This window comes from Cellulosilyticum sp. ST5, from assembly GCF_046529625.1.
Lineage (GTDB): Bacteria > Bacillota > Clostridia > Lachnospirales > Cellulosilyticaceae > Cellulosilyticum > Cellulosilyticum lentocellum.
Genome location: NZ_CP132338.1, coordinates 4,533,860 through 4,553,395, shown reverse-complemented (window position 1 = coordinate 4,553,395; position 19,536 = coordinate 4,533,860). Strand labels below are relative to the sequence as shown.

General features: G+C 35.0%; 16 protein-coding genes and 1 riboswitch. Of the genes, 1 reads left to right on the top strand and 15 read right to left on the bottom strand.

Annotation, left to right across the window (positions count from 1 at the left end; all coding sequences use genetic code 11):
* Position 1: 1 nt before the first annotated feature.
* The 14 genes from flgK (QTL86_RS21715) to spoIIID all read right to left on the bottom strand — a co-directional run bounded on the left by flgK (QTL86_RS21715) (position 2) and on the right by spoIIID (position 14,731).
* Positions 2-1,939, bottom strand: a complete 1,938-nt coding sequence (flgK, locus tag QTL86_RS21715) for a flagellar hook-associated protein FlgK (RefSeq protein ID WP_410496030.1) — start codon at positions 1,937-1,939, stop codon at positions 2-4.
* 12 nt (positions 1,940-1,951) lie between these two features.
* On the bottom strand, positions 1,952-3,631 hold the full coding sequence (flgK, locus tag QTL86_RS21710; RefSeq protein WP_410496029.1) for a flagellar hook-associated protein FlgK: 1,680 nt from the start codon (positions 3,629-3,631) through the stop codon (positions 1,952-1,954).
* A 12-nt stretch (positions 3,632-3,643) separates the two neighbouring features.
* Positions 3,644-4,156 carry a flagellar protein FlgN gene (locus QTL86_RS21705; protein WP_127067877.1) on the bottom strand — a complete coding sequence of 171 codons (513 nt, stop codon included), beginning with the start codon at positions 4,154-4,156 and terminating at the stop codon, positions 3,644-3,646.
* 10 nt (positions 4,157-4,166) lie between these two features.
* Entirely contained in the window at positions 4,167-4,448 is a 282-nt protein-coding gene (gene flgM / locus QTL86_RS21700; RefSeq protein WP_127067878.1) for a flagellar biosynthesis anti-sigma factor FlgM, read from the bottom strand.
* Positions 4,449-4,652: 204 nt separating this feature from the next.
* Positions 4,653-5,078, bottom strand: a complete 426-nt coding sequence (locus QTL86_RS21695) for a hypothetical protein (protein ID WP_127067879.1) — start codon at positions 5,076-5,078, stop codon at positions 4,653-4,655.
* A 17-nt stretch (positions 5,079-5,095) separates the two neighbouring features.
* A complete protein-coding gene (locus tag QTL86_RS21690) occupies positions 5,096-5,812 on the bottom strand; it encodes a ComF family protein (protein ID WP_410496028.1) in 717 nt (238 codons plus the stop codon).
* Positions 5,813-5,851: 39 nt separating this feature from the next.
* A complete protein-coding gene (locus QTL86_RS21685; protein WP_410496027.1) occupies positions 5,852-8,122 on the bottom strand; it encodes an ATP-dependent RecD-like DNA helicase in 2,271 nt (756 codons plus the stop codon).
* Positions 8,123-8,338: 216 nt separating this feature from the next.
* Positions 8,339-9,544 (bottom strand): hypothetical protein, encoded by a 1,206-nt coding sequence (locus QTL86_RS21680; RefSeq protein WP_410496026.1) that lies wholly within the window; start codon positions 9,542-9,544, stop codon positions 8,339-8,341.
* Positions 9,545-9,840: 296 nt separating this feature from the next.
* Positions 9,841-11,031, bottom strand: a complete 1,191-nt coding sequence (metK, locus tag QTL86_RS21675; RefSeq protein ID WP_410496024.1) for a methionine adenosyltransferase — start codon at positions 11,029-11,031, stop codon at positions 9,841-9,843.
* Between the two features lie 87 nt (positions 11,032-11,118).
* A riboswitch (SAM riboswitch) is annotated at positions 11,119-11,219 on the bottom strand.
* A gap of 65 nt (positions 11,220-11,284) precedes the next feature.
* On the bottom strand, positions 11,285-11,710 hold the full coding sequence (locus QTL86_RS21670; RefSeq protein ID WP_127067883.1) for a rod-binding protein: 426 nt from the start codon (positions 11,708-11,710) through the stop codon (positions 11,285-11,287).
* Positions 11,711-11,723: 13 nt separating this feature from the next.
* A complete protein-coding gene (locus tag QTL86_RS21665; RefSeq protein ID WP_410496023.1) occupies positions 11,724-12,539 on the bottom strand; it encodes a flagellar hook-basal body protein in 816 nt (271 codons plus the stop codon).
* A 10-nt stretch (positions 12,540-12,549) separates the two neighbouring features.
* Positions 12,550-13,317 (bottom strand): flagellar basal-body rod protein FlgF, encoded by a 768-nt coding sequence (gene flgF, locus QTL86_RS21660; protein WP_127067885.1) that lies wholly within the window; start codon positions 13,315-13,317, stop codon positions 12,550-12,552.
* A gap of 17 nt (positions 13,318-13,334) precedes the next feature.
* The gene (locus QTL86_RS21655; protein WP_410496022.1) at positions 13,335-14,339 is read right to left on the bottom strand and encodes a rod shape-determining protein; all 1,005 of its coding nucleotides are present in this window, start codon (positions 14,337-14,339) and stop codon (positions 13,335-13,337) included.
* A gap of 137 nt (positions 14,340-14,476) precedes the next feature.
* Entirely contained in the window at positions 14,477-14,731 is a 255-nt protein-coding gene (gene spoIIID / locus QTL86_RS21650) for a sporulation transcriptional regulator SpoIIID (protein ID WP_013658567.1), read from the bottom strand.
* A 348-nt stretch (positions 14,732-15,079) separates the two neighbouring features.
* On the opposite strand from spoIIID, the gene QTL86_RS21645 reads away from it, so the two are divergent.
* A complete protein-coding gene (locus tag QTL86_RS21645) occupies positions 15,080-17,983 on the top strand; it encodes a starch-binding protein (RefSeq protein ID WP_410496021.1) in 2,904 nt (967 codons plus the stop codon).
* 82 nt (positions 17,984-18,065) lie between these two features.
* Here the strand turns inward: QTL86_RS21645 and QTL86_RS21640 are convergent, their stop codons facing one another.
* Positions 18,066-19,517 carry a hypothetical protein gene (locus QTL86_RS21640; RefSeq protein WP_410496020.1) on the bottom strand — a complete coding sequence of 484 codons (1,452 nt, stop codon included), beginning with the start codon at positions 19,515-19,517 and terminating at the stop codon, positions 18,066-18,068.
* Between the last annotated feature and the right edge of the window lie 19 nt (positions 19,518-19,536).

Here is a 19,536-nt window from a genome sequence, read left to right as displayed (position 1 = left end):
CCTAGAAGTTCCCTAATTTAAAAATAGTCGTTTCATAAATACCATCTATTGTATTCATAATTTTGGCCGAAGCTTGATAGGCTTGTTGGTATTTAATAAGATTTGTAAACTCTTCTGTTAAATCTACTTGAGATACAGACAATCGTTGGTTTTTAATAATACCAGTCACAGACTCTTGTGTGCTTTGATACATAATAGCTTCTTGGGCATTAATACCCAGTTCACTAAAGATAGATGCCATATAGTCTTTTGGATCACCCTCTTTAAACATTTTAGAGTTATCTTTTTGATTAGATAAATTTCTAAACAAGTCTCCTCCTGACTCTTTATCAGTATCATACGTCGATCTCATATTACTTGCATTTTCATATATTTCTTTAGATATCGTAATATTAGTCGCTGTCATTTTACTGTAGTCATTTCCTACTAGATCCTCTCCAGTAGCAGGTATCCCTGTACTACTACCTGTGGAATAAGAAAACAATTTATATTTGGTAGTATATTTATTTCCTATTTCTTCTAGTTCGCCTGCTGATAAACCTGCTATTTCGTTCTTATCTTCATCATAGCATTTAACTATCTTTCCTGATTCATCTCTTTCTATGTAAGCAACTTCCTTGCCATCATAAGTTAATCCTCCAGCAATCATAATCGTACCATCTTTATCTTTGCTATATTCATCATTCATAGTTTGGGCAAACTGTCTAACATAGCCATTTAAGCGGCTTATATAATAAGGTATCCCATTATAAGTAACCTCTGAGGATTCTGCTGTTCCACAGCCATCCCTAAGGTCAATAAGCCCTTTTAATTCTCCTGATAAATTAGCATTTCCCATATCAAAGGATAGCCCGTTTTGCCAAATAACATTGTAGAGACCATCTACATCTTCTACATTAAACTTGCCATCTCCAGCAGTCTTAATCTCAGTAGAAAAGTCCGGATTTACTTTTAAAACCTCAATCTTGCCTTCAAGCGGGCTATTATATGTAATATTTCCATTCGCATCTATAGTACATTCCGGTGTTAAGTCTGTTAACTTTTTTTGCTCTAACTTAATTTGTTCATTTATATTAGTTATTTCGTCGGCTGTTAAACCACCATTTTTTAACTTCTCATACAAGCCGGATAATGTATTAACAATATCATCTATTTTCTGTTCCTTTTCGCCTCTTACTTCTACACCTAGCGTATTCAGATTCAAGTGGTCCACAAAGGTTTGTCCTGCTATTTTTACAGAAAAGGTTTTAAGTACTTTACCCTCTACTACTTTCTCTTCTTCTTTGGCTTCTACGTTAATAAGTTCTGATAATCTATCAATACAAGCATCTCTCTCATCTCTAAAACTATTGGCATCATCACCATAAATCTCAGCTTGGAAAATCTGACTGTTAAGGTTCTGAATACGAGTGCCTAAAATATTAATTTCATCCACAGTTGCCTTAATTTCATAGTTAAGATTTTGTTGATAACCTGTAAGTGCTGTAGATATATTAGAATAATACTTCCCAAAGCTAATAAGATTCTCTCTAACAGATACCTTAGCTGCACCTGAAGTAGGATCTTTACTTACTTCATCAAAGGAGTTAAACAAATCATTAAATACCTTTGTAAAACCGGCATCACTTGGTTCTCCAAAAGCACCTTCAATAAGAGAATTTTGTGTTACTTTAATATTGTATTCTCCTAATTTTGGATTTTGCGTCCACAATTTAAGGTCTAAGTAAGAATCTCTCACCCTAGTAACATTAGTTGTCATAACCCCTGTACCAGTCATACCTACTCCAAAACCACTTAAAGGCGTATCTGCTCTTTGTCCAAGTATCTGCCTTGAATAACCATCTGTAGAGGCATTGGTAATATTATTAGAGGTTACATGGAGCCCTCTTTGCGCTGCAAACAATCCACTTAATGCTACATTAAATTCAAAAAAAGCCATTGCCATCCTCCTCTACATTTTATTAATAATCGTGTCTAGCATACCATCTAGCATAGTAATCATACGAGCTGATGCATTGTATGCATATTGGTATTTAAGCATATTAGCGAATTCTTCATCCTGAGAAACACCACCCATGGCTTGTCTTTCATTCTGGATGTTAAGAATGCTCGTTTGCCTAGACTTAGCTACTGCACTATAATTGCTACCATCTGTTCCTATATCCGTAACAAATTCTGAATAAAAACTTGTGATGCTTACCTTCTTATAATTAGGTGCACCTTTCTCACTTCTATCACTATACCATTCTCTTGTTTTTCCCCACTCGCTCAGAAACTCTGTTACTTTACTACTATCACCTACATTATTAGAAGCACCTTCAGTACTTACTGTTCCTAATTTATTATAACCACCATTAGCTAGAAGTTCTGGATTTACTTGAATATTTCCAGTTGTCATAGCTTTATTAGCTGCTTTTTCATATGCCTGTTGTGCTGTTTCCTTCTGATCTTCTGTAGATGCCGGATCATTTAGAACTGTCTCTAGATTCTTCTTGGCAGCTTCATATTCCTGAGTAGATAAAATAGGTACAAAAACAGGAACTCCTGCTTTTCCTTCATGACTACCGATTCCAGTCCCGTCAAAGCAGCTATTTACTGTTTCAACTAATACTCCTGTAAAATCACTTAACATCTTTTGAATCTTAGGAATAATAAAGCTGTTACCTGGTTCATCTACACTAAAATTATCATTAAAAGCAATATCTTCCCACTTGGTATCCTCTGTTACGTAGTTATTCCCTCTAGAAATAAGTAATGCTTTTAATTTCCCTGTATCATTGCCTTTTACTGATGTAACTGTCTCATCAAAGCGGTAGACATCACTATTGGTATCAGACCATACCGGCTTAACAAAAACGCTCTTTGCTTCTGCTTCTTCCAGGTTCATAGTAGCTGTGAAAGGCCCATCCACAACAAGGTGATTCTCAAACTTCACAACTACCTTGCTTCCCACCTCTTCATGATAAGTAACTTTACCATATTCAGAAAGCTCATCTAAAAGATTATTTCTTTGGTCTCTGTAATCATTAGCATTATCACCATTTACTTCTGCTCTACTAATAATATCATTATATTCTTTGATCCCCTCGATAATCTGATTGATTCTATTAACAGAACTAATAACTTCTTTATTTGTATTGGCCTGGAACTTATCTAGCGAATCTGAAATATCATTAATCTTTTTAATAAGTACATTAGCTGCAGAAATAAAACTTTGTCTCTCTTCTACACCATTTGGCGTTGTATTGAGCTTTTGTGTTTGTGACCAAAAGTTATTGAGCAGTTTTGTGACCCCTTCACCATAAGGCTCATCTAAAATAGCTTCTATTTCGGCAATAGTAGAATTTTGAGTCTGATAATAAGTTAAAACTGAGTTCTCTGTTCTTAACCTTTTATCCGCTAATTCATTCCTAATTTGTCTAATCTCATCTTGGGTTACGCCTAACCCTACTTGTAAATATCGACTTCCACGATTCCCTATCACTAAATAATCTGATTCTGATTGAAGAAGCTGTTGTCTTGTATAGCCTTCAGTGTTCACATTAGACAAGTTATGTCCTGTAACTTGAAGCCCCTTTTGAGCGGCTGCTAGACCTGATACAGCTTTTGTTATACTTGAAATTGATGACATATGCACTCACCTCTACTGCTTTTTATCAAAAATACTTTGTTGTCTTTCCATGCTCATGTCTTCGCCCGGTCTATTATAGTTTCCGACATGACTAAATCCTTTGGTGCTACCGATCGCATTAATTGTGAAGTCTACTAATTCTAATGATTGATTAAGTAAGACCTTATTAAGTTCACTTTGATTTTTTAAATTACTTAATAATTCTCTAATCTCTCCCCTTAATACAGCTAGTTTTTTCCCAACTTCACTTTCATTTCCTAATTTATCAATAATACGCGTTACTGTAACATCTTTATAGTCCATTCCCGTTACAATAGCGATATCCTTCATTAAGCTTTCTCTCTTTTTATCTAATACCCCTAGTCTACCAACAAACTGTTCTTCTGTCTTAACGACTTCATCTAAGAATTCTAGATTCTTATTTACAACAGCAGTTTCTGTATAGGTAGCTAATGTGTTTAAGCCTTCATAACATTCTTTCTGTTCTTCCAAAACGTCAATTAGCTCATATATTATCCCTGCCATAGCTTTTACCTTATCCTTTAATATCAAATTGTGACATTATCTTTTCAGCCACTTCTTCAGACTTAACATTATAAGTACCTGACTTGATTTGTTCTTTAAGGCTTTCTACCTTGTCTTTTCTAACTTCCGGCGCTTCTAAAGCCATTTTATAAACACTACCAAACTCTTTAGCAATACTAGAAAATTCTACTTGGTCTTTAGTTGATACTGAATTTATTTTTTTAGCTGGAGTCACTTTTTGACTTTTATAAGCTTCATACGCCCTGCTAATTGGATCTATTCTCATGGTCATCCCTCTCTCCTTCTCACATTATTTTCTTCTGTATATTATATCGGTCCTTATTTTCGCTTCATTAATATTATTTTTCATCCTGCTCATCAAAAATATATTATTCTATTCTTTTTTATAAAAAATGCTGTCCATTTCTCACGGCTATTCAATCATAGATTGATGGCCTAGGAGGCATATGACAGCATTACAATACAAAGCTTCTATCTAGCGTCTAATAGAATCTGATTTTAGAAATCTCATTTTTTCTCTAGCATCAGCAGCAGATGTTTTTTCTGATTTTTGGGCAGATAAAGCTTTCTTAGCTTCATTTAAATGATTAGTTAGCTCGCCTTTACAATTACTACAAAAGCGACCTGAAGTAATTTTTCTTCCACACATCTCGCAGGTTAGGGTAATGGGTGAATCTGGTGATACTTCCAAACGTCCTTGCCTTAAAAACTTTTCAATAAGTGCAACAGATACTTCTGTTTCCTCACTTACTACATGCATACTTTCACCAGGGTTTTCTCTTAAATACGTCTTTACCTTTTGAAACATGTCTTCTTCTAATTGCTTACATCTTGGACATATCTCTGGTCCAGCAATATATTGAAATATCTTTTTGCAGTTTTTACATACTTTAACATCCATTTGAATCCCTCCTATTTTTACCCACCAATACATACCACCAACAAATAAAATTCTGCATCTTTCATGGCGTACTCTTGTTTTAGGATTTTTATACATTCTTTAGCTGTACTGCCTGTTGTATATATATCGTCAACAATAGCTACTCGCCTTAGCTGTGGTAATGTGAATTTCTGATTAATAGCAATACTTCCTTTAACATTTTTATTTCTTTGTTCTTTAGTGCATTCTGCCTGCGGCTTAGTATCTCTGGTTCTTAGTAAACAATCATATGTGGGAATGTCAGTAAGCAAAGTCATTTCTCTAGCCAAGTCCTTTGCTTGATTAAACCCTCTTTTTTTAGCCCTTGAAGGTGCTAGAGGCACCGGAATAAAAGCATCTAACTCTAATATAGCTGTAACCAGCAAATCATTTACGAATAAATCAGCATAGCTTTTTGCATATCTTCTAATTCCACGATATTTCCATCTCAGGACAGCTTTTCTATAATGATCGCAGTACGGAAATAATCCTATAGTACGCTTTACTATGGAATCTTCTTCCTCTTTACAGCACAAGCAACCTTCGTTTTCTATCTTGTATGGCCTACCGCACCTATTGCATAGGTTTTCTTTTAATAAGTGACTATAACACCTGTCGCATAATACTTCTTTTGTTTCTGCAGAAAGTAACTTTCTGCAAATCGTGCATTTATCAGGGTAAATAAGCTTTTTTAATCGTCCTAGGAATTCATCCATTAAAGACCTCCATCTCCCCCATTAGCATCATATAAGGTGTTACAACATGACTGCAAGGTGCTTAGCAAGACTTGAATAACGTTCTATTTCTTTATTGTTATCCACCATACGTTCCATAGTTTCAGTAAGTCCTACACCTACTACCATTTTTTTAGCACGAGTTACTGCTGTATATAATAAATTCCTATTAAGAAGCATAGGTGGCCCACTATGAATAGGTAAAATGACCACTGGATACTCGCTTCCTTGGGATTTATGGATGGTAATAGCATAAGCTAACTCTAGTTCATCTAATTGGTTAAACTCATATTCTACTACTTTTAAATCATCAAAAGTAACTACTAATAATTCTGCTTCTTCTTTAATACTGGTAATAATCCCACAATCTCCATTAAATACACCTGTTCCCTCGTCTATAGGCATACCACTTTTGCCTAATATTTTCCAAGGTGTGTTGTAATTATTTTTGATTTGCATCACTTTATCACCTTCTCTAAATAAGGTGCCTCTGTATTCTTTCTCAGGTTTCAATTGATGATGTGGATTCAAGGCTTCTTGAACAGCTTTATTAAGTTCGTTAACGCCAACTACTCCCTTACGCATAGGTGCCAAAATCTGAATATCTTTCAGGCTATCAAAGCCCTGGTATTTAGGCAATCTGGTTGTAATCAGCTCTATAATAGTCTCTTTAACTTCTTCTTGCATACTACGTTTCATATAGAAGAAATCTGTTCCTTTTTCATTACATATAGGATATTCACCTTTATTAATACGGTGAGCATTCATAACAATAGCACTCTTAGAAGCTTGTCTAAAAATCTGTACTAATCTTACTGTTGAAATCCTGCCACTTTTAATAATATCTTTCAAGACATTTCCTGCTCCTACAGACGGTAACTGGTCTGCATCTCCAATAAGTACTAAGCGTTGTCCTTCCACTACAGCTTTCATCAAAGCATGCATCAAAGTAATATCTATCATCGACATCTCATCTACTACAATAACATCCGCCTCTAATGGATTTTCTTCATTACGACTAAACATTTGCTTATTGGTATCTTCTCTCATGTAATTAATTTCTAAAAGTCTATGAATTGTCTGTGCTTCCATACCAGTGGCTTCACTCATGCGTTTAGCTGCTCTTCCAGTAGGTGCAGCTAAGAGCACATCTTCACCAGCTTTTTCTAGCATGTGTAAAATAGCATTAATCGTAGTAGTCTTTCCTGTTCCTGGCCCTCCTGTAATCACAGTCACCCCTTGAGTAAGTACTTGTCTAACAGCTTCTTTTTGTTCTTCTACTAATTCAATTTTTAGTTCCTTTTGTGTATTAATCAGCTCTTTTTCTACATCTAACTGACTATCTGCTTGATACAGAGCGGCTAAATCAATAAGTTTTCTAGCTACAGCCTGTTCACTGTAATAAAGATATGAAAGGAATATGCAAGGTACCACATCGTAATTCTTAATAATAATTTGTTTAGATAAGGTAAGCTCCAAAAGTGCATTTTCAAGTAATGGATGCTCATATTCATCTGCTTGTACATAATCATTATATTCATTTGGTAGTAATAGTTTCATGGCTTCTTCTAACAATTTATTTCTAGGAACATAAGTATGTCCATTAGCCGAAAAGCTATTAAGTACATATAAAATACCTGTTTTTATACGATGAGGATCATCTCTTGCTATCCCTACCTTAAAAGCAATCTCATCTGCTTTCTTAAAGCCAATACCAAATATATCATCCACTAAACGATACGGCGTATTCTTAACGACCTCTGTAGTCTTATCTTTATACTGCTTATATATTTTAATCGCATAAGTAGGTGTAATCCCATATTCTTGTAAAAATAGCATAGCACGTCTCAATTCATACTGAGTATGAAAAATTTCTCCGATTTCTTGTGCTTTTTTTTCACTAATGCCACTTACTTGAGCAAGTACGAGTGGTTCTTCCTCAATTATTCTAAAAGTATCTAACCCAAAATGCTTGACAATTTTCTTTGCTGTCTTGGCCCCTATGCCTTTAATGACACCAGAAGCTAGATATTTTTCCATTCCTTGTACCGTCTTAGGCATACTTCTCTCTAGCATTTCTACTCTTATTTGCCTTCCATATATGGGATGTGTGCTCCAGCTTCCTACAATTTTAACTTCTTCTCCGGCATAAATACCTGCCATTTCTCCCACGCAAGAAAGCTCTTCTCCTTCGTACTCTATGGTACAAACAGTATAACCATTTTCTGCATTTTGATAAATTATATCTTCTATTGTCGCTTCTAAAACCACTTGTTCGCTCAATTTATTCACCACTTTGCTTTCTTATCCATTTATCTTGTCCACAACTTTATTTAAAAAGTATAACATATCCACATTTAGGTCACAATGGCTTACTATTTTATGAAAATTATTGCCTTTCTTCTTTTAACTCATACGCATTTAAATTAAATGTAGCATAAAAAATAGGAACCATATACTTAACGGTTCCTATTTTTACTTTGTAGCTTATTCGTTTTCTTACATTTGTTATTTTGTAATTTCACATACCAAGCCAAGTTCAGCAAGTTGGTCTACTGAAACATATGATACACCTTTTTTAACAATAGATTTGATAGGCATATTATTTAACTCTTTAATATAAGTTGTTTTTGCTTTACTATCATAACCTACTGTAAGTCCAACCTTAGCTAAAGTAGCTTTAAGAGGTACATATGTTACACCTTTTTCTACAATACAATCTTTTTGTGCTACTTCAATAACTTGACTAGGTGTAGTCATAGCCATAAGGTCTTCCATAGTGTATACTTTTACACTTGTTGGGAAAGTAATTGCTTTTTTATCTACTTTTTTCACTTCTGATTTTTCAGCTACGCTAATATCAAATTTTTCTTTATCTACTGCTACTTTAATAGCGGCTGACATATCAGCTACATAGCTATCTTTATTGAATGTATAGCTTGCTTTTGCAGTACTACCAGTAACCATAGGTTTAATTATAGCTTTTGTTTCTGGTCCATAAATAGCTTTTGCTTGTGCAAGAGCTTCTTTGATTTGGTCATCTGTAAGACCCATTGCTTTATAAGTTTCTGTTAATGTAGCTGCTTGTGCATCAATAGCTTCTGCACAAAGATCAAAGAATGCATCTACTAATTGTGAATCTTTAAGTTCAACAGTATAAGTGTTATCTTTTTTGGTAACTGGAACCTCTACTTTAGAATTAGCATAAATATCAAAACCTTGACTTGATAGTTTCGTTATTTGCTCTTTGCTCATTCCTGACATTTCCATAGCACTTGTTAAATCAAGAGCTAAATAGTCTTTACTTACATCTACTAATGTTGATGGATCAACACCTGCCATAGCCGCTACATCTTTAATAAAGCTTGTACTTACATAGAACTTCATACCATCCATATAGAATTTAATAGGTGAAATTTTAAATGGTGCTTTTGTAACGTCAATCTTTTGACCAGAAAATTCAACATTCTTAATAGTCATAGTAGCTTCCATCTGTAAGTCTTTACTATTTGAATAACTTACAACTTCTGCATTTGCCTTAAATGATTCTCCTTGATAAGTAAAGCTTACGTCTAAATTACTTTTTGTCTCCATCGCTTCCCATGTAGAAACTGTCTTTAACTCATTAATTAGTTCTACACCTTGAGCATTACAACCTACCATAGTAAACATCATTACAAATGTTACCAATAAGGCTAATACTTTTTTCTTCATTACAAATCCCCTCCATAAACCAAATTAATAAAATATTTTTTATTTATACAGAATACTATAGCACATTTAGATTTCGATACCACTAGAATTTATGATTAATTAATAATTGTAATGTAGTTGTAATATTAATTCTTGTTCATGCAAAAAGCGTTGCTACGATTTTTCCTCGTAACAACGCTTTTTTATTTTAATCACTCTCTTACTCTCTCATCTCACAATTCATATACTCTTCTAAAAGGCACTCTAGACAGCAGGATTCAACCAAAGCTTTCCTATACGGATTATATTCTAGTCGCCTACTTCTCTGCTGCAGCTTTTAATATTTCAGCTTTATCAGTTCTTTCCCATGGTAAATCCACATCAATACGACCAAAGTGTCCATAAGCTGCTGTTTGTTTGTAGATAGGTCTTCTAAGATCTAACATCTTAATAATACCTGCTGGTCTAAGGTCAAAGTTATTACGAACAAGTTCTACTAATACTTCATCACTAACAACACCTGTACCATGTGTATTTACGAGTACTGATACTGGCTGTGCTACACCAATAGCATATGCAAGCTCAATTTCACATTTTTTAGCAAGACCTGCTGCTACAATGTTTTTAGCTACGTATCTAGCTGCATAAGCTGCTGAACGGTCTACTTTAGTTGGATCTTTTCCAGAGAAAGCACCGCCACCATGACTTGCATAACCCCCGTAAGTGTCTACAATGATTTTACGTCCTGTAAGACCTGAGTCTCCTACTGGTCCACCAATTACGAAACGTCCGGTCGGATTAATAAAATATTTTGTATCTGCATCCAATAAGTTCTCTGGAACAATTGGTTTAATAACATATTCCATAATGTCTGCATGAATTTGTTCTTGGGTTACTTCTGCTGCGTGTTGCGTTGAAACAACGATTGCATCAACTCTTATTGGTGTATCTCCATCATACTCCACAGTAACTTGTGTTTTACCATCTGGTCTAAGATAATTTAAAGTACCATCTTTACGTACTTCTGATAAACGTTTTGATAATCTATGAGCAAGTGAAATTGGCATTGGCATAAGTTCTGGTGTTTCATCACAAGCAAAGCCAAACATCATTCCTTGATCCCCTGCGCCAATAGCTTCAATTGCATCATCTGTCATCTCACCTTTTTTAGCTTCTAAAGCTTTGTCGACACCCATAGCAATATCTGCTGATTGTTCATCAAGTGCTACAATTACACCACATGAGTGTCCGTCAAAACCATACTCTGGTGCGTTGTAACCAATTTCATTAATAGTGTCACGAACTGTTTTATTGATATCTACATAACAATTTGTTGTAATTTCTCCCATTACTAATACAAGACCTGTTGTAAGTGCTGTTTCACAAGCAACTCTTGCATTTGGATCTTGCGCAAAAATAGCATCTAAAACTGCATCAGAGATTTGGTCAGCAATTTTATCTGGATGCCCTTCTGTTACTGATTCTGAAGTAAATAATCTTTTTGCCATATCATAGCCTCCTTTAATTTTGTGTAAGACAGAAAACCATATAAAAAACCCCTCATTAAAAATGAGGGGTTAGCGTTCGCACAGTCATCCTCATCTTACGTAATAAATACGTGGGAATTGGCACCTTAGCTTTAAACTAGGTTGCCGGGTTTCATAGGGCCCTGTCCCTCCACCTCTCTGGATAAGAATTTTTATTCTATTTTCGATTTATTTTAACATTATTATTTTTTATTGTCAACAAGAGGAACATTTCTTAAACTTCCTCTTCGGTTTTGATAGCTTCATTAGCCATTGCTGCTTTATTTTCATCACTAATCTGCATTTGAGCAGCATATGTATTGGTCATTTGTTTATACATAGCATCAGAAAGACCGATGCCCCCTGCTTTAACCATTTCATCACATAAATTATTGATGTAAGTATCCTCAAACATAGATTCATAATCACCTTTAGCTATCAAACTATCCCCTGAAAGCATAGATGATTTCATTTGCTTAAACATCATGCTGAGCATATAACCTTCAAGTTCATCACAAGCTTCTTTTAGTTCTGTGTCATCTTTCTTTGCCATAGCTTCTGATAAAATAGCCTCAAAATCTTTTGTTCCTGCTGTATCAGCAGACTCCGTAGCTACTTGCTTTTGCAAATCTAATAGACTTGAAACCCCTGAAATTTCCATCTAGCTATCCTCCTTAGCTCTTAAGCTGATTAGCTTGTCCTAACATATCATCGGCTGCTTTAATAGCTGTTGAGTTAATTTCATAAGCTCTTTGAGCAATAATTAAGTTAACCATTTCCTGTGCTATTTGCACATTAGAACCTTCTAGGTAACCTGTACGAATCGTTGTTTTAGTCAATCCATCATCATCAACCTCTGCTAAAGGCTCTCCGGAAGCTGGTGTTTCTTTATAAAGGTTATCTCCTACAGCCTCAAGTCCTGCTCTATTAGCAAATTGAACAATTCTTATTTGAGCTACATCCATTTCGAGTCCTGTCTCATCTAAATAATAAATATTTCCATCTTGCCCTATTTCAAGCTTATCCATAGGAATTTCTGTCCCTACTACAATAGACTCACCTTCTGTAGATAGTACTGGATGCCCATCGGCTGTAACTAACGCATAACTTCCTTCATCAGGAATCATAGCAAATCTAAAGCTACCATCCCTAGTATAAACCTCAGAACCATCTGTCTGACCAATAGCAAAAAAACCATTTCCAACTAAAGCAAGGTCTGATTCATTACCTGTTTCTTGAAGAATGCCATTTGTATAATCTCTAGAATTAGCTAGCGCACGTACACCATGCCCTACTTGTTTAACTGTAGGTGCCGCCTGTGCATTAGGATCATTAGCTTCTCCCATCGTTGTATAGAGCAAGCTTTTAAAGTTAGTTGTTTCTTTTTTATAAGCTGCTGTATTAACATTAGCCATGTTATTAGAAATGGTATCTACATTAAGTTGCTGGGCGGTCATACCTGAAGCCGCTGTATATAATGCTCTAATCATATTCTTCCTCCTATACTCTACCTAATTCATTAACAGCTTTACCAAGTAAACTATCTTGTACTTGAATCATTTTTTGATTTGTTTCATATGCTCTTGAAACGGTAATCATATCTACCATAGCAGTTACAGGATTAACATTGGCTGATTCTAAATAGCCCTGAATGAGCTGCCCTTCAAAAGGCAGCCTAGCCGCCGTACTACTATATAAGTTATTGTCCATTTTTGTTAATGCCCTACTGTCTTCAAATCTAGCTAATTCTAAGGTATCAATATACTGACCATCTAATGTTACTTCTCCTTGACTGCTAATCACTACATCTCCACCAGTGGCTAGAAATTCTTCGCCTAAAGTAATGGGACCATCTAATCCCATAACAGGATAGCCTTCTTTAGTCACTAAATCTCCATATTGATTAATAGAAAAATTACCATCTCTTGTGTAAGCTTCTCCATTTGGAGTTTGCACTACAAAAAAGCCATCTCCTTGAATAGCCACATCAACCATTTCCCCTGTTGAAATAACTGAACCTTGAGTAAAATCTGTATAGACCTCGTCAATCTTTGCCCCATAAGTAATATTACCTATTGGTCCATTATTAGGCACTTGGTTTTGAGTGTCATTTAATCTCGTCATTAATACTTCTTGAAAAGAAGAAACTACTGCAACATCTTTTTTATATCCAGTAGTCGTTGTATTAGCTAGATCATTAGAAATAATCTCTAACCTTTTTGCCTGTACATTCATACCTGTGGCAGCTGTATAAAGTCCTCTTACCATCTAAAGGCCTCCTTTTTTTAATCTCTTTCTCTTACTCCTTTAGCATATCTATATTCAACCCACATACCTGTTCCGATAGCTACACATGACATAGCATCATCTGCAATCACTGCATTTATTCCTGTCTCCTGCAAAATAAGCTGATCAAGACCTTGAATAAGACTTCCACCACCTGTAAGCACAATTCCCCTATCTGAAATATCAGAAGCTAATTCTGGTGGTGTTATTTCTAGCACAGATCGGATACCATCAACAATACTTGCTATTGGTTCTTCTAAGGCCTGTCTAATTTCTTCTGAAGTTACTACCATATTTCTTGGTAATCCTGATACTAAGTTACGACCTCTAATTTCTATTTCGGCTGGAACTTCTCTTTTAAATACACTTCCAACATTAATTTTTATCTCTTCTGCTGTTCTTTCTCCAATAAGAAGGCTATATTTCTTTCTCATATACTTAATAATAGTATCGTCAAACTCATCTCCGGCTATTTTTAAGGATTTTTTTACAACTGCTCCTCCTAATGAAATAACTGCTATATCCGTTGTTCCCCCACCTATGTCTACAATCATACTTCCACATGGACGCGAAATATCTATGCCTGCACCAATAGCTGCTGCAATAGGTTCCTCTATCGTATCAACATATCTGGCTCCTGCTTGTTTTGTAGCATCTTCTACCGCCTTTTTTTCCACCTCAGTAACACCACTAGGAACACATACTCCAATGCGTGGTTTTACAAGTCTGTGACCAATAGCTTTGTGAATAAAATACTTTAGCATTTGTTCTGTAGCATCATAGTCTGATATAACACCTTGTCTAAGAGGCCTAACAGTAGTAATGCTCCCCGGTGTTCTGCCTAACATACGTCTTGCTTCTTCTCCTACAGCTATGACTTCCTTAGTCTTCTCCTTTATTGCTACCACCGATGGTTCTCTAAGGACAATGCCCTTCCCTTTCACATAAACAAGTACATAGGCAGTCCCTAAATCAATTCCGATATCCGCTCCCATTCCAAACATTTGAATTCTCCTTTGTTATAGTAAAATTGTATTTTAGGGTTCACTTCTTTTAGCATATTATAACATTAAAACTCTATTTTTTGCAAAAAATTAAAAAATAATTATAGCACCTCAAAATGAGGTGCTATGTATTAAAATTATTTAATTAAGCTAGAATATTTTTCTTTTGTAGCCAAGCCACCTCTTAGGTGTCTTTCTGCCTTATTTAGTTCTAAAACCTTCCTTGCCTCATTGGCAAGTTTAGGATTAATCTTCTCTAGTCTTTCTGTTACATCTTTATGAACCGTACTTTTACTAATCCCAAACTTCTTTGCAGTTTCCCTTACAGTAGCATTAGAATTAATAATAAACTTTGCTGACTCTATGGCTCTTTCTTCTATATAGGCTTTCAAGAAAAGGCCCCCCTTAACTCTGGCTCTTGATTTAATCTTATGCGAGGCCCTTCCTACTTATTACAAATAAATTAAGCTTTTTGCTAGGAAATTATACAACTTATTATTTTCATTTAAAATACGTCTCAGTAGGACAAGATTATCACCCTTTCTAGCTTTTTTGCTTTCTTTATAAGAATACTAGCTATATCTTAAATAACTAACAATCTTCTGTTTTAAATTTTAATTTTGTAAATTATATAAAATATATTGAATTTTTATTGATTAAAATTGTATAATCACTATATATATTTTAGTAAACATTCTATGTTTATTGTAATATATACAAAAATTCTAAGGGGGTAAAATATGAAACGTAAAAGAAGTATCAGAAAATGTACTAGTTTATTAGCTGCAATGTGTATGTTGTTTTCACTATTGTTTGGTAACGTTTCCACATTAGGAGCTAACAATTCACTAACTGTACATTTCAAAAGCACTTGGGGAAGTAGCTACATCTATTACTGGCAAACTAATCCATCTACCACTACAGTTAATTGGCCCGGCGTACCTATGCAAAATGATGGTAATAACTGGTATTCTTATGTCTTAGATGTATCTAGTGCTAATTTAATTTTTAATAATGCTAAAGGTTCACAAACAGCAGACCTTTCAAGAACATCTGGTGAATGGTGGTATATGAATGGTGTTTGGACAGATTATAATCCTGAAGCTCCTTGTGATTCCCAAATAGTTGTTCATTTAAAGAGTGTTTGGTCTTCTCCATATATTTATTATTGGGGAGCTAGCCCTAGTTTACCCGGTGTAAGTTGGCCTGGTGTATCTATGGCTAAGGAAGATAATAATTGGTATACGTATACATTAAATGCCAATTCTACAAATTTAATCTTTAGCAACAAGGGTAGTAATCAAACTAAAGATCTTAATTTGACTAAAGGTAACTGGTGGTATATGAATGGTACTTGGTACGACACTAATCCTGAACCAATTCCTACTCCAACACCTACTCCTACTCCTACTCCTACTCCTACTCCTACTCCTACTCCTACTCCTACTCCTACTCCTACTCCTACTCCTACTCCTACTCCTACTCCTACCCTAGATACTATCAAAGTTCATTATAAGAGTAATTCTCCAGCTACACTGTATTACTGGAAAGCAACTCCTACTTTAGCCACGGTAAAATGGCCTGGAGTAAGTATGACTAGTGAAGGTAATGACTGGTATGGCTATGAACTCAATACCTCTAGCACTAATTTAATCTTTAGCAATAACGGCAGTAGCCAAACTGCTGACTTATCACAAACCAAAGGTGAATGGTGGTATACGGCAGGCAAATGGTACGACCATAATCCTGATAATGACCCAGAAAATCCTCCTGATCCAGAACCTCCTTATGAGTCACCTGATCCAGTTGAATTTAACTATGGCAATAGTGACTTTAGAGATGAAACAATCTATTTTGTCATGACTAGTAGATTTTACGATGGTGACTCAAGCAATAATATCCATTGCTGGGATGATAAAAAAGCGGGAAATCCTGATTCTGACCCTGCATGGCGTGGAGACTTTAAAGGTCTTATCGAAAAACTAGATTATATTAAAGCCTTAGGTTTTAGTGCCATTTGGATTACACCTGTTGTTGAAAATGCTAGTGGTTATGATTATCACGGCTATCATGCTATAGATCATAGTGAGGTAGATAGTCGATATGAGTCTACTGGGGCTACTTATCAAGATTTGATTAATGCTTGTCACGAAAAAGGTCTTAAAATCATTCAAGATGTTGTTTGGAATCATACTGGTAATTTTGGTGAGGAAAATATCTATCCTCTCTTTACTAAACAAGGAGATTTAAGCTCTTCTGATTGTCTAGTTGATATCTCAGATGGTAAATTACCTGCTAACTATGATGACTTAACACCTGAGGCTCAGTATCAAGCAAGACTGAATGCCATGAAAACTGATGAAGAAGATACTAACAAGATTTATCATCACGAAAAATCTTTATCTTGGGAAGGTTATACCGTTCAAACAGGACAAATTGCTGGTGACTGTGTAGACCTAAATACCGAGAATCTTACTGTTAGTAATTATTTAGTAGATTCCTATTCTAAATATATTGAAATGGGTGTAGATGGTTTCAGATTAGATACCGTTAAACATATTTCTAGATTAACATTAAACAATAATTTTATTCCACAGCTATTATCTACTGCTAAACAAAGTGGTAACAATGATTTCTTTATGTTTGGTGAAGTATGTACTAGATATCGCCAAGTATGGAACAGTAATATTCCTAACGTCTCTGCTCCATTTTACACTTGGCAGGATTCCAAGGATTATGCCTGGGATACCTTAGCAGAGAGAGTAAACTCTACTTCTGCTTTTTGGAATGATAATATGAATCCTAGTAGCCAGCCAACTAGTACTAACCACCTGTTGCAAGGAAATTCTTACCATACACCTAATTGGAATGAGCGTAGTGGCTTAGATGTTATCGATTTCCCTATGCACTGGAATTTTGGTAACGCTTCCGATGCTTTTAATGTCGCTGTAAGTGGAGATCAATATTATAATGATGCAACCTTTAATGTAACTTACGTTGACTCTCACGATTATGCTCCTGATAATGCACCTGAAAATAAACGTTTCTCTGGCAGCCAGGATACTTGGGCTGAAAATTTAAATTTAATGTTTACTTTTAGAGGCATCCCAACCATTTACTATGGTAGTGAAATTGAATTTATGAAGGGTGCTCCTATTGATGTAGGTCCTAATGCGCCTCTTAGTACTACTGGAAGAGCTTATTTTGGAGATTATATTGAGGGTGATGTAAATGTAACTGACTTTGGTGTTTATAGTTCTGCTAGTGGAAAAATGGCTGAAACCTTAAACCACCCATTATCAAAACATATTCAACGTTTAAATATTATTAGAAGATCTATTCCTGCTCTTCAAAAGGGCCAATATAGTGTTCAAGATATTAGTGGTAATATGGCTTTTAAACGAGCTTATCAAGATGCTGATACCTATTCATTTGCACTTATTGCTTTGTCTAGTCAAGCTACCTTTAACAACATTCCAAATGGAAAATATATTGAAGTTATCACTGGTAAAACGATTAATGTAACCAACGGAAAATTAGTATCTGATTCTATTTCAAAAGCAAATATGCGAGTTTATGTATTAGATACTACTAGCAATACTGTAAAAGGTAAATTAGGTACAGATGGTACTTACCTTCGTTAATTAACCATCTTCTGCTATAAATGAATAAACTCTTCCTTAACTGATGACTCTTAGGGGCAACAGTTAAGGAAGAGTTCTTTATTTATTGTACAATTTTACCTTGTGTCTTTAAATCTACTAGTACATTACTTACTATCTTATTGAGCTTTTTATCATATACAATAATATTCATATTACCTCTACTAGTAAAATAATTATGGTCCTTATAATCTATATTACTAAGTGTATATCTTTCTTGATCATTATAAGCCACTTCAATAGGTAATCCTAAGTCTCTTATTGCATCATTTAGAGCTTCTCTGTCTACTTCATAAGGTATTTCTCCATCTTTCATTATAGCTATGTAATGTCCTTTTAACTTTTCTTTTTGTAGTAAGCCAAAGTCTTGACACACCTTTAAGCTTTCCTCTGAGACAGTATCTAGCGAAACATTTGAAACGGTAGTGAATAATACCACATAATCTTCTGCTTTTACAGCTTCTACATAATCCTTTAAGTTCACTATATTTCTGAGCTCATAGGCTTTTTCCCATCTTTCATTTATTTGCACAGCTTGATCCCATGTTTCTTTATAGCTTACTTTGTTTCTCTTATCTTCTAACTGAAACTCATCTGCTAAGTAAGCACTAAAATGCTTACTTACTTTCTTGGCACCTAGTAAATTAACATGATTCTCATCATAGAAATCTTTACTTAAATCCAGTCCTACTTCTTTATAAAGCATATTATAGTCAATAAAATGAATATTGTTCTCCTTTGCAATAGCTTCTACAGCATTATAGTAGGCCTTTTGCTCTTTTGTAGCATTAGAAGGTGCTTTATAAAGTACGAGTTCAAAGCCTTTCTTTTTAGATAATTCTATGATTTTCATAAGATATTCTTTGGTCTTATCACTCATATCCTGAACCTCTGTCACCTCTTCTAGACTTTGTCTTCTATCTATAGGTGTAGTAGGGTATAAACAAACATATCCTTTTAATGGATCTTGCTTCGTACGATAGCTCCAGTCAAAATCTTCCTTGGTTAACTCTTTCCAGCGCCCATGATATTTAATCAAATTCACATAATAAGAAGCCCGCTCTTCTTTTGGCACACTTGCCTCTATCATTTGTGCTTTGTTATAAGAAAAATCTAGTAAGTCAATAGCTGCTCTATTAACACTTTCTTCTTCATATTCTTCTAAAAAATCACTTCTATAGATATCAAGTACTACTACTTTAGGTTTTTGATATTTGAGCGCTTCTCTCATATAATAATAAGAAATCCAAAAAGGCTGTTTTTGTGTTGCTAATATGTAGGATGGGATGCCTTGTTCTTCCCAAACAACAACTGGGTTAATACTAGTATACATATGACTTGAGCCAAAGTACATGACATCAACACTATCTTTTTCTTCATTTTTAATCCCCTCTACTTTTCTAGTCATATCCCATGGTTCCTCTAACTGTTTCATTTGAAAGACCCTTGTAGTACCACTAAAAACCATTCCAAATATCAGGATACAAGCTAGTAATTCTATCGCCCCTTTTTGCATCTGCTTCACTCCTATCCTC

Coding starts and splice junctions, on each gene's coding strand:
- flgK (WP_410496030.1), bottom strand. CDS start 1,939: ATGGCTTTTTTTGAATTTAATGTAGCATTAAGTGGATTGTTTGCAGCG.
- flgK (WP_410496029.1), bottom strand. CDS start 3,631: ATGTCATCAATTTCAAGTATAACAAAAGCTGTATCAGGTCTAGCAGCC.
- QTL86_RS21705 (WP_127067877.1), bottom strand. CDS start 4,156: ATGGCAGGGATAATATATGAGCTAATTGACGTTTTGGAAGAACAGAAA.
- flgM (WP_127067878.1), bottom strand. CDS start 4,448: ATGACCATGAGAATAGATCCAATTAGCAGGGCGTATGAAGCTTATAAA.
- QTL86_RS21695 (WP_127067879.1), bottom strand. CDS start 5,078: ATGGATGTTAAAGTATGTAAAAACTGCAAAAAGATATTTCAATATATT.
- QTL86_RS21690 (WP_410496028.1), bottom strand. CDS start 5,812: ATGGATGAATTCCTAGGACGATTAAAAAAGCTTATTTACCCTGATAAA.
- QTL86_RS21680 (WP_410496026.1), bottom strand. CDS start 9,544: ATGAAGAAAAAAGTATTAGCCTTATTGGTAACATTTGTAATGATGTTT.
- metK (WP_410496024.1), bottom strand. CDS start 11,031: ATGGCAAAAAGATTATTTACTTCAGAATCAGTAACAGAAGGGCATCCA.
- QTL86_RS21670 (WP_127067883.1), bottom strand. CDS start 11,710: ATGGAAATTTCAGGGGTTTCAAGTCTATTAGATTTGCAAAAGCAAGTA.
- QTL86_RS21665 (WP_410496023.1), bottom strand. CDS start 12,539: ATGATTAGAGCATTATATACAGCGGCTTCAGGTATGACCGCCCAGCAA.
- flgF (WP_127067885.1), bottom strand. CDS start 13,317: ATGGTAAGAGGACTTTATACAGCTGCCACAGGTATGAATGTACAGGCA.
- QTL86_RS21655 (WP_410496022.1), bottom strand. CDS start 14,339: ATGTTTGGAATGGGAGCGGATATCGGAATTGATTTAGGGACTGCCTAT.
- QTL86_RS21645 (WP_410496021.1), top strand. CDS start 15,080: ATGAAACGTAAAAGAAGTATCAGAAAATGTACTAGTTTATTAGCTGCA.
- QTL86_RS21640 (WP_410496020.1), bottom strand. CDS start 19,517: ATGCAAAAAGGGGCGATAGAATTACTAGCTTGTATCCTGATATTTGGA.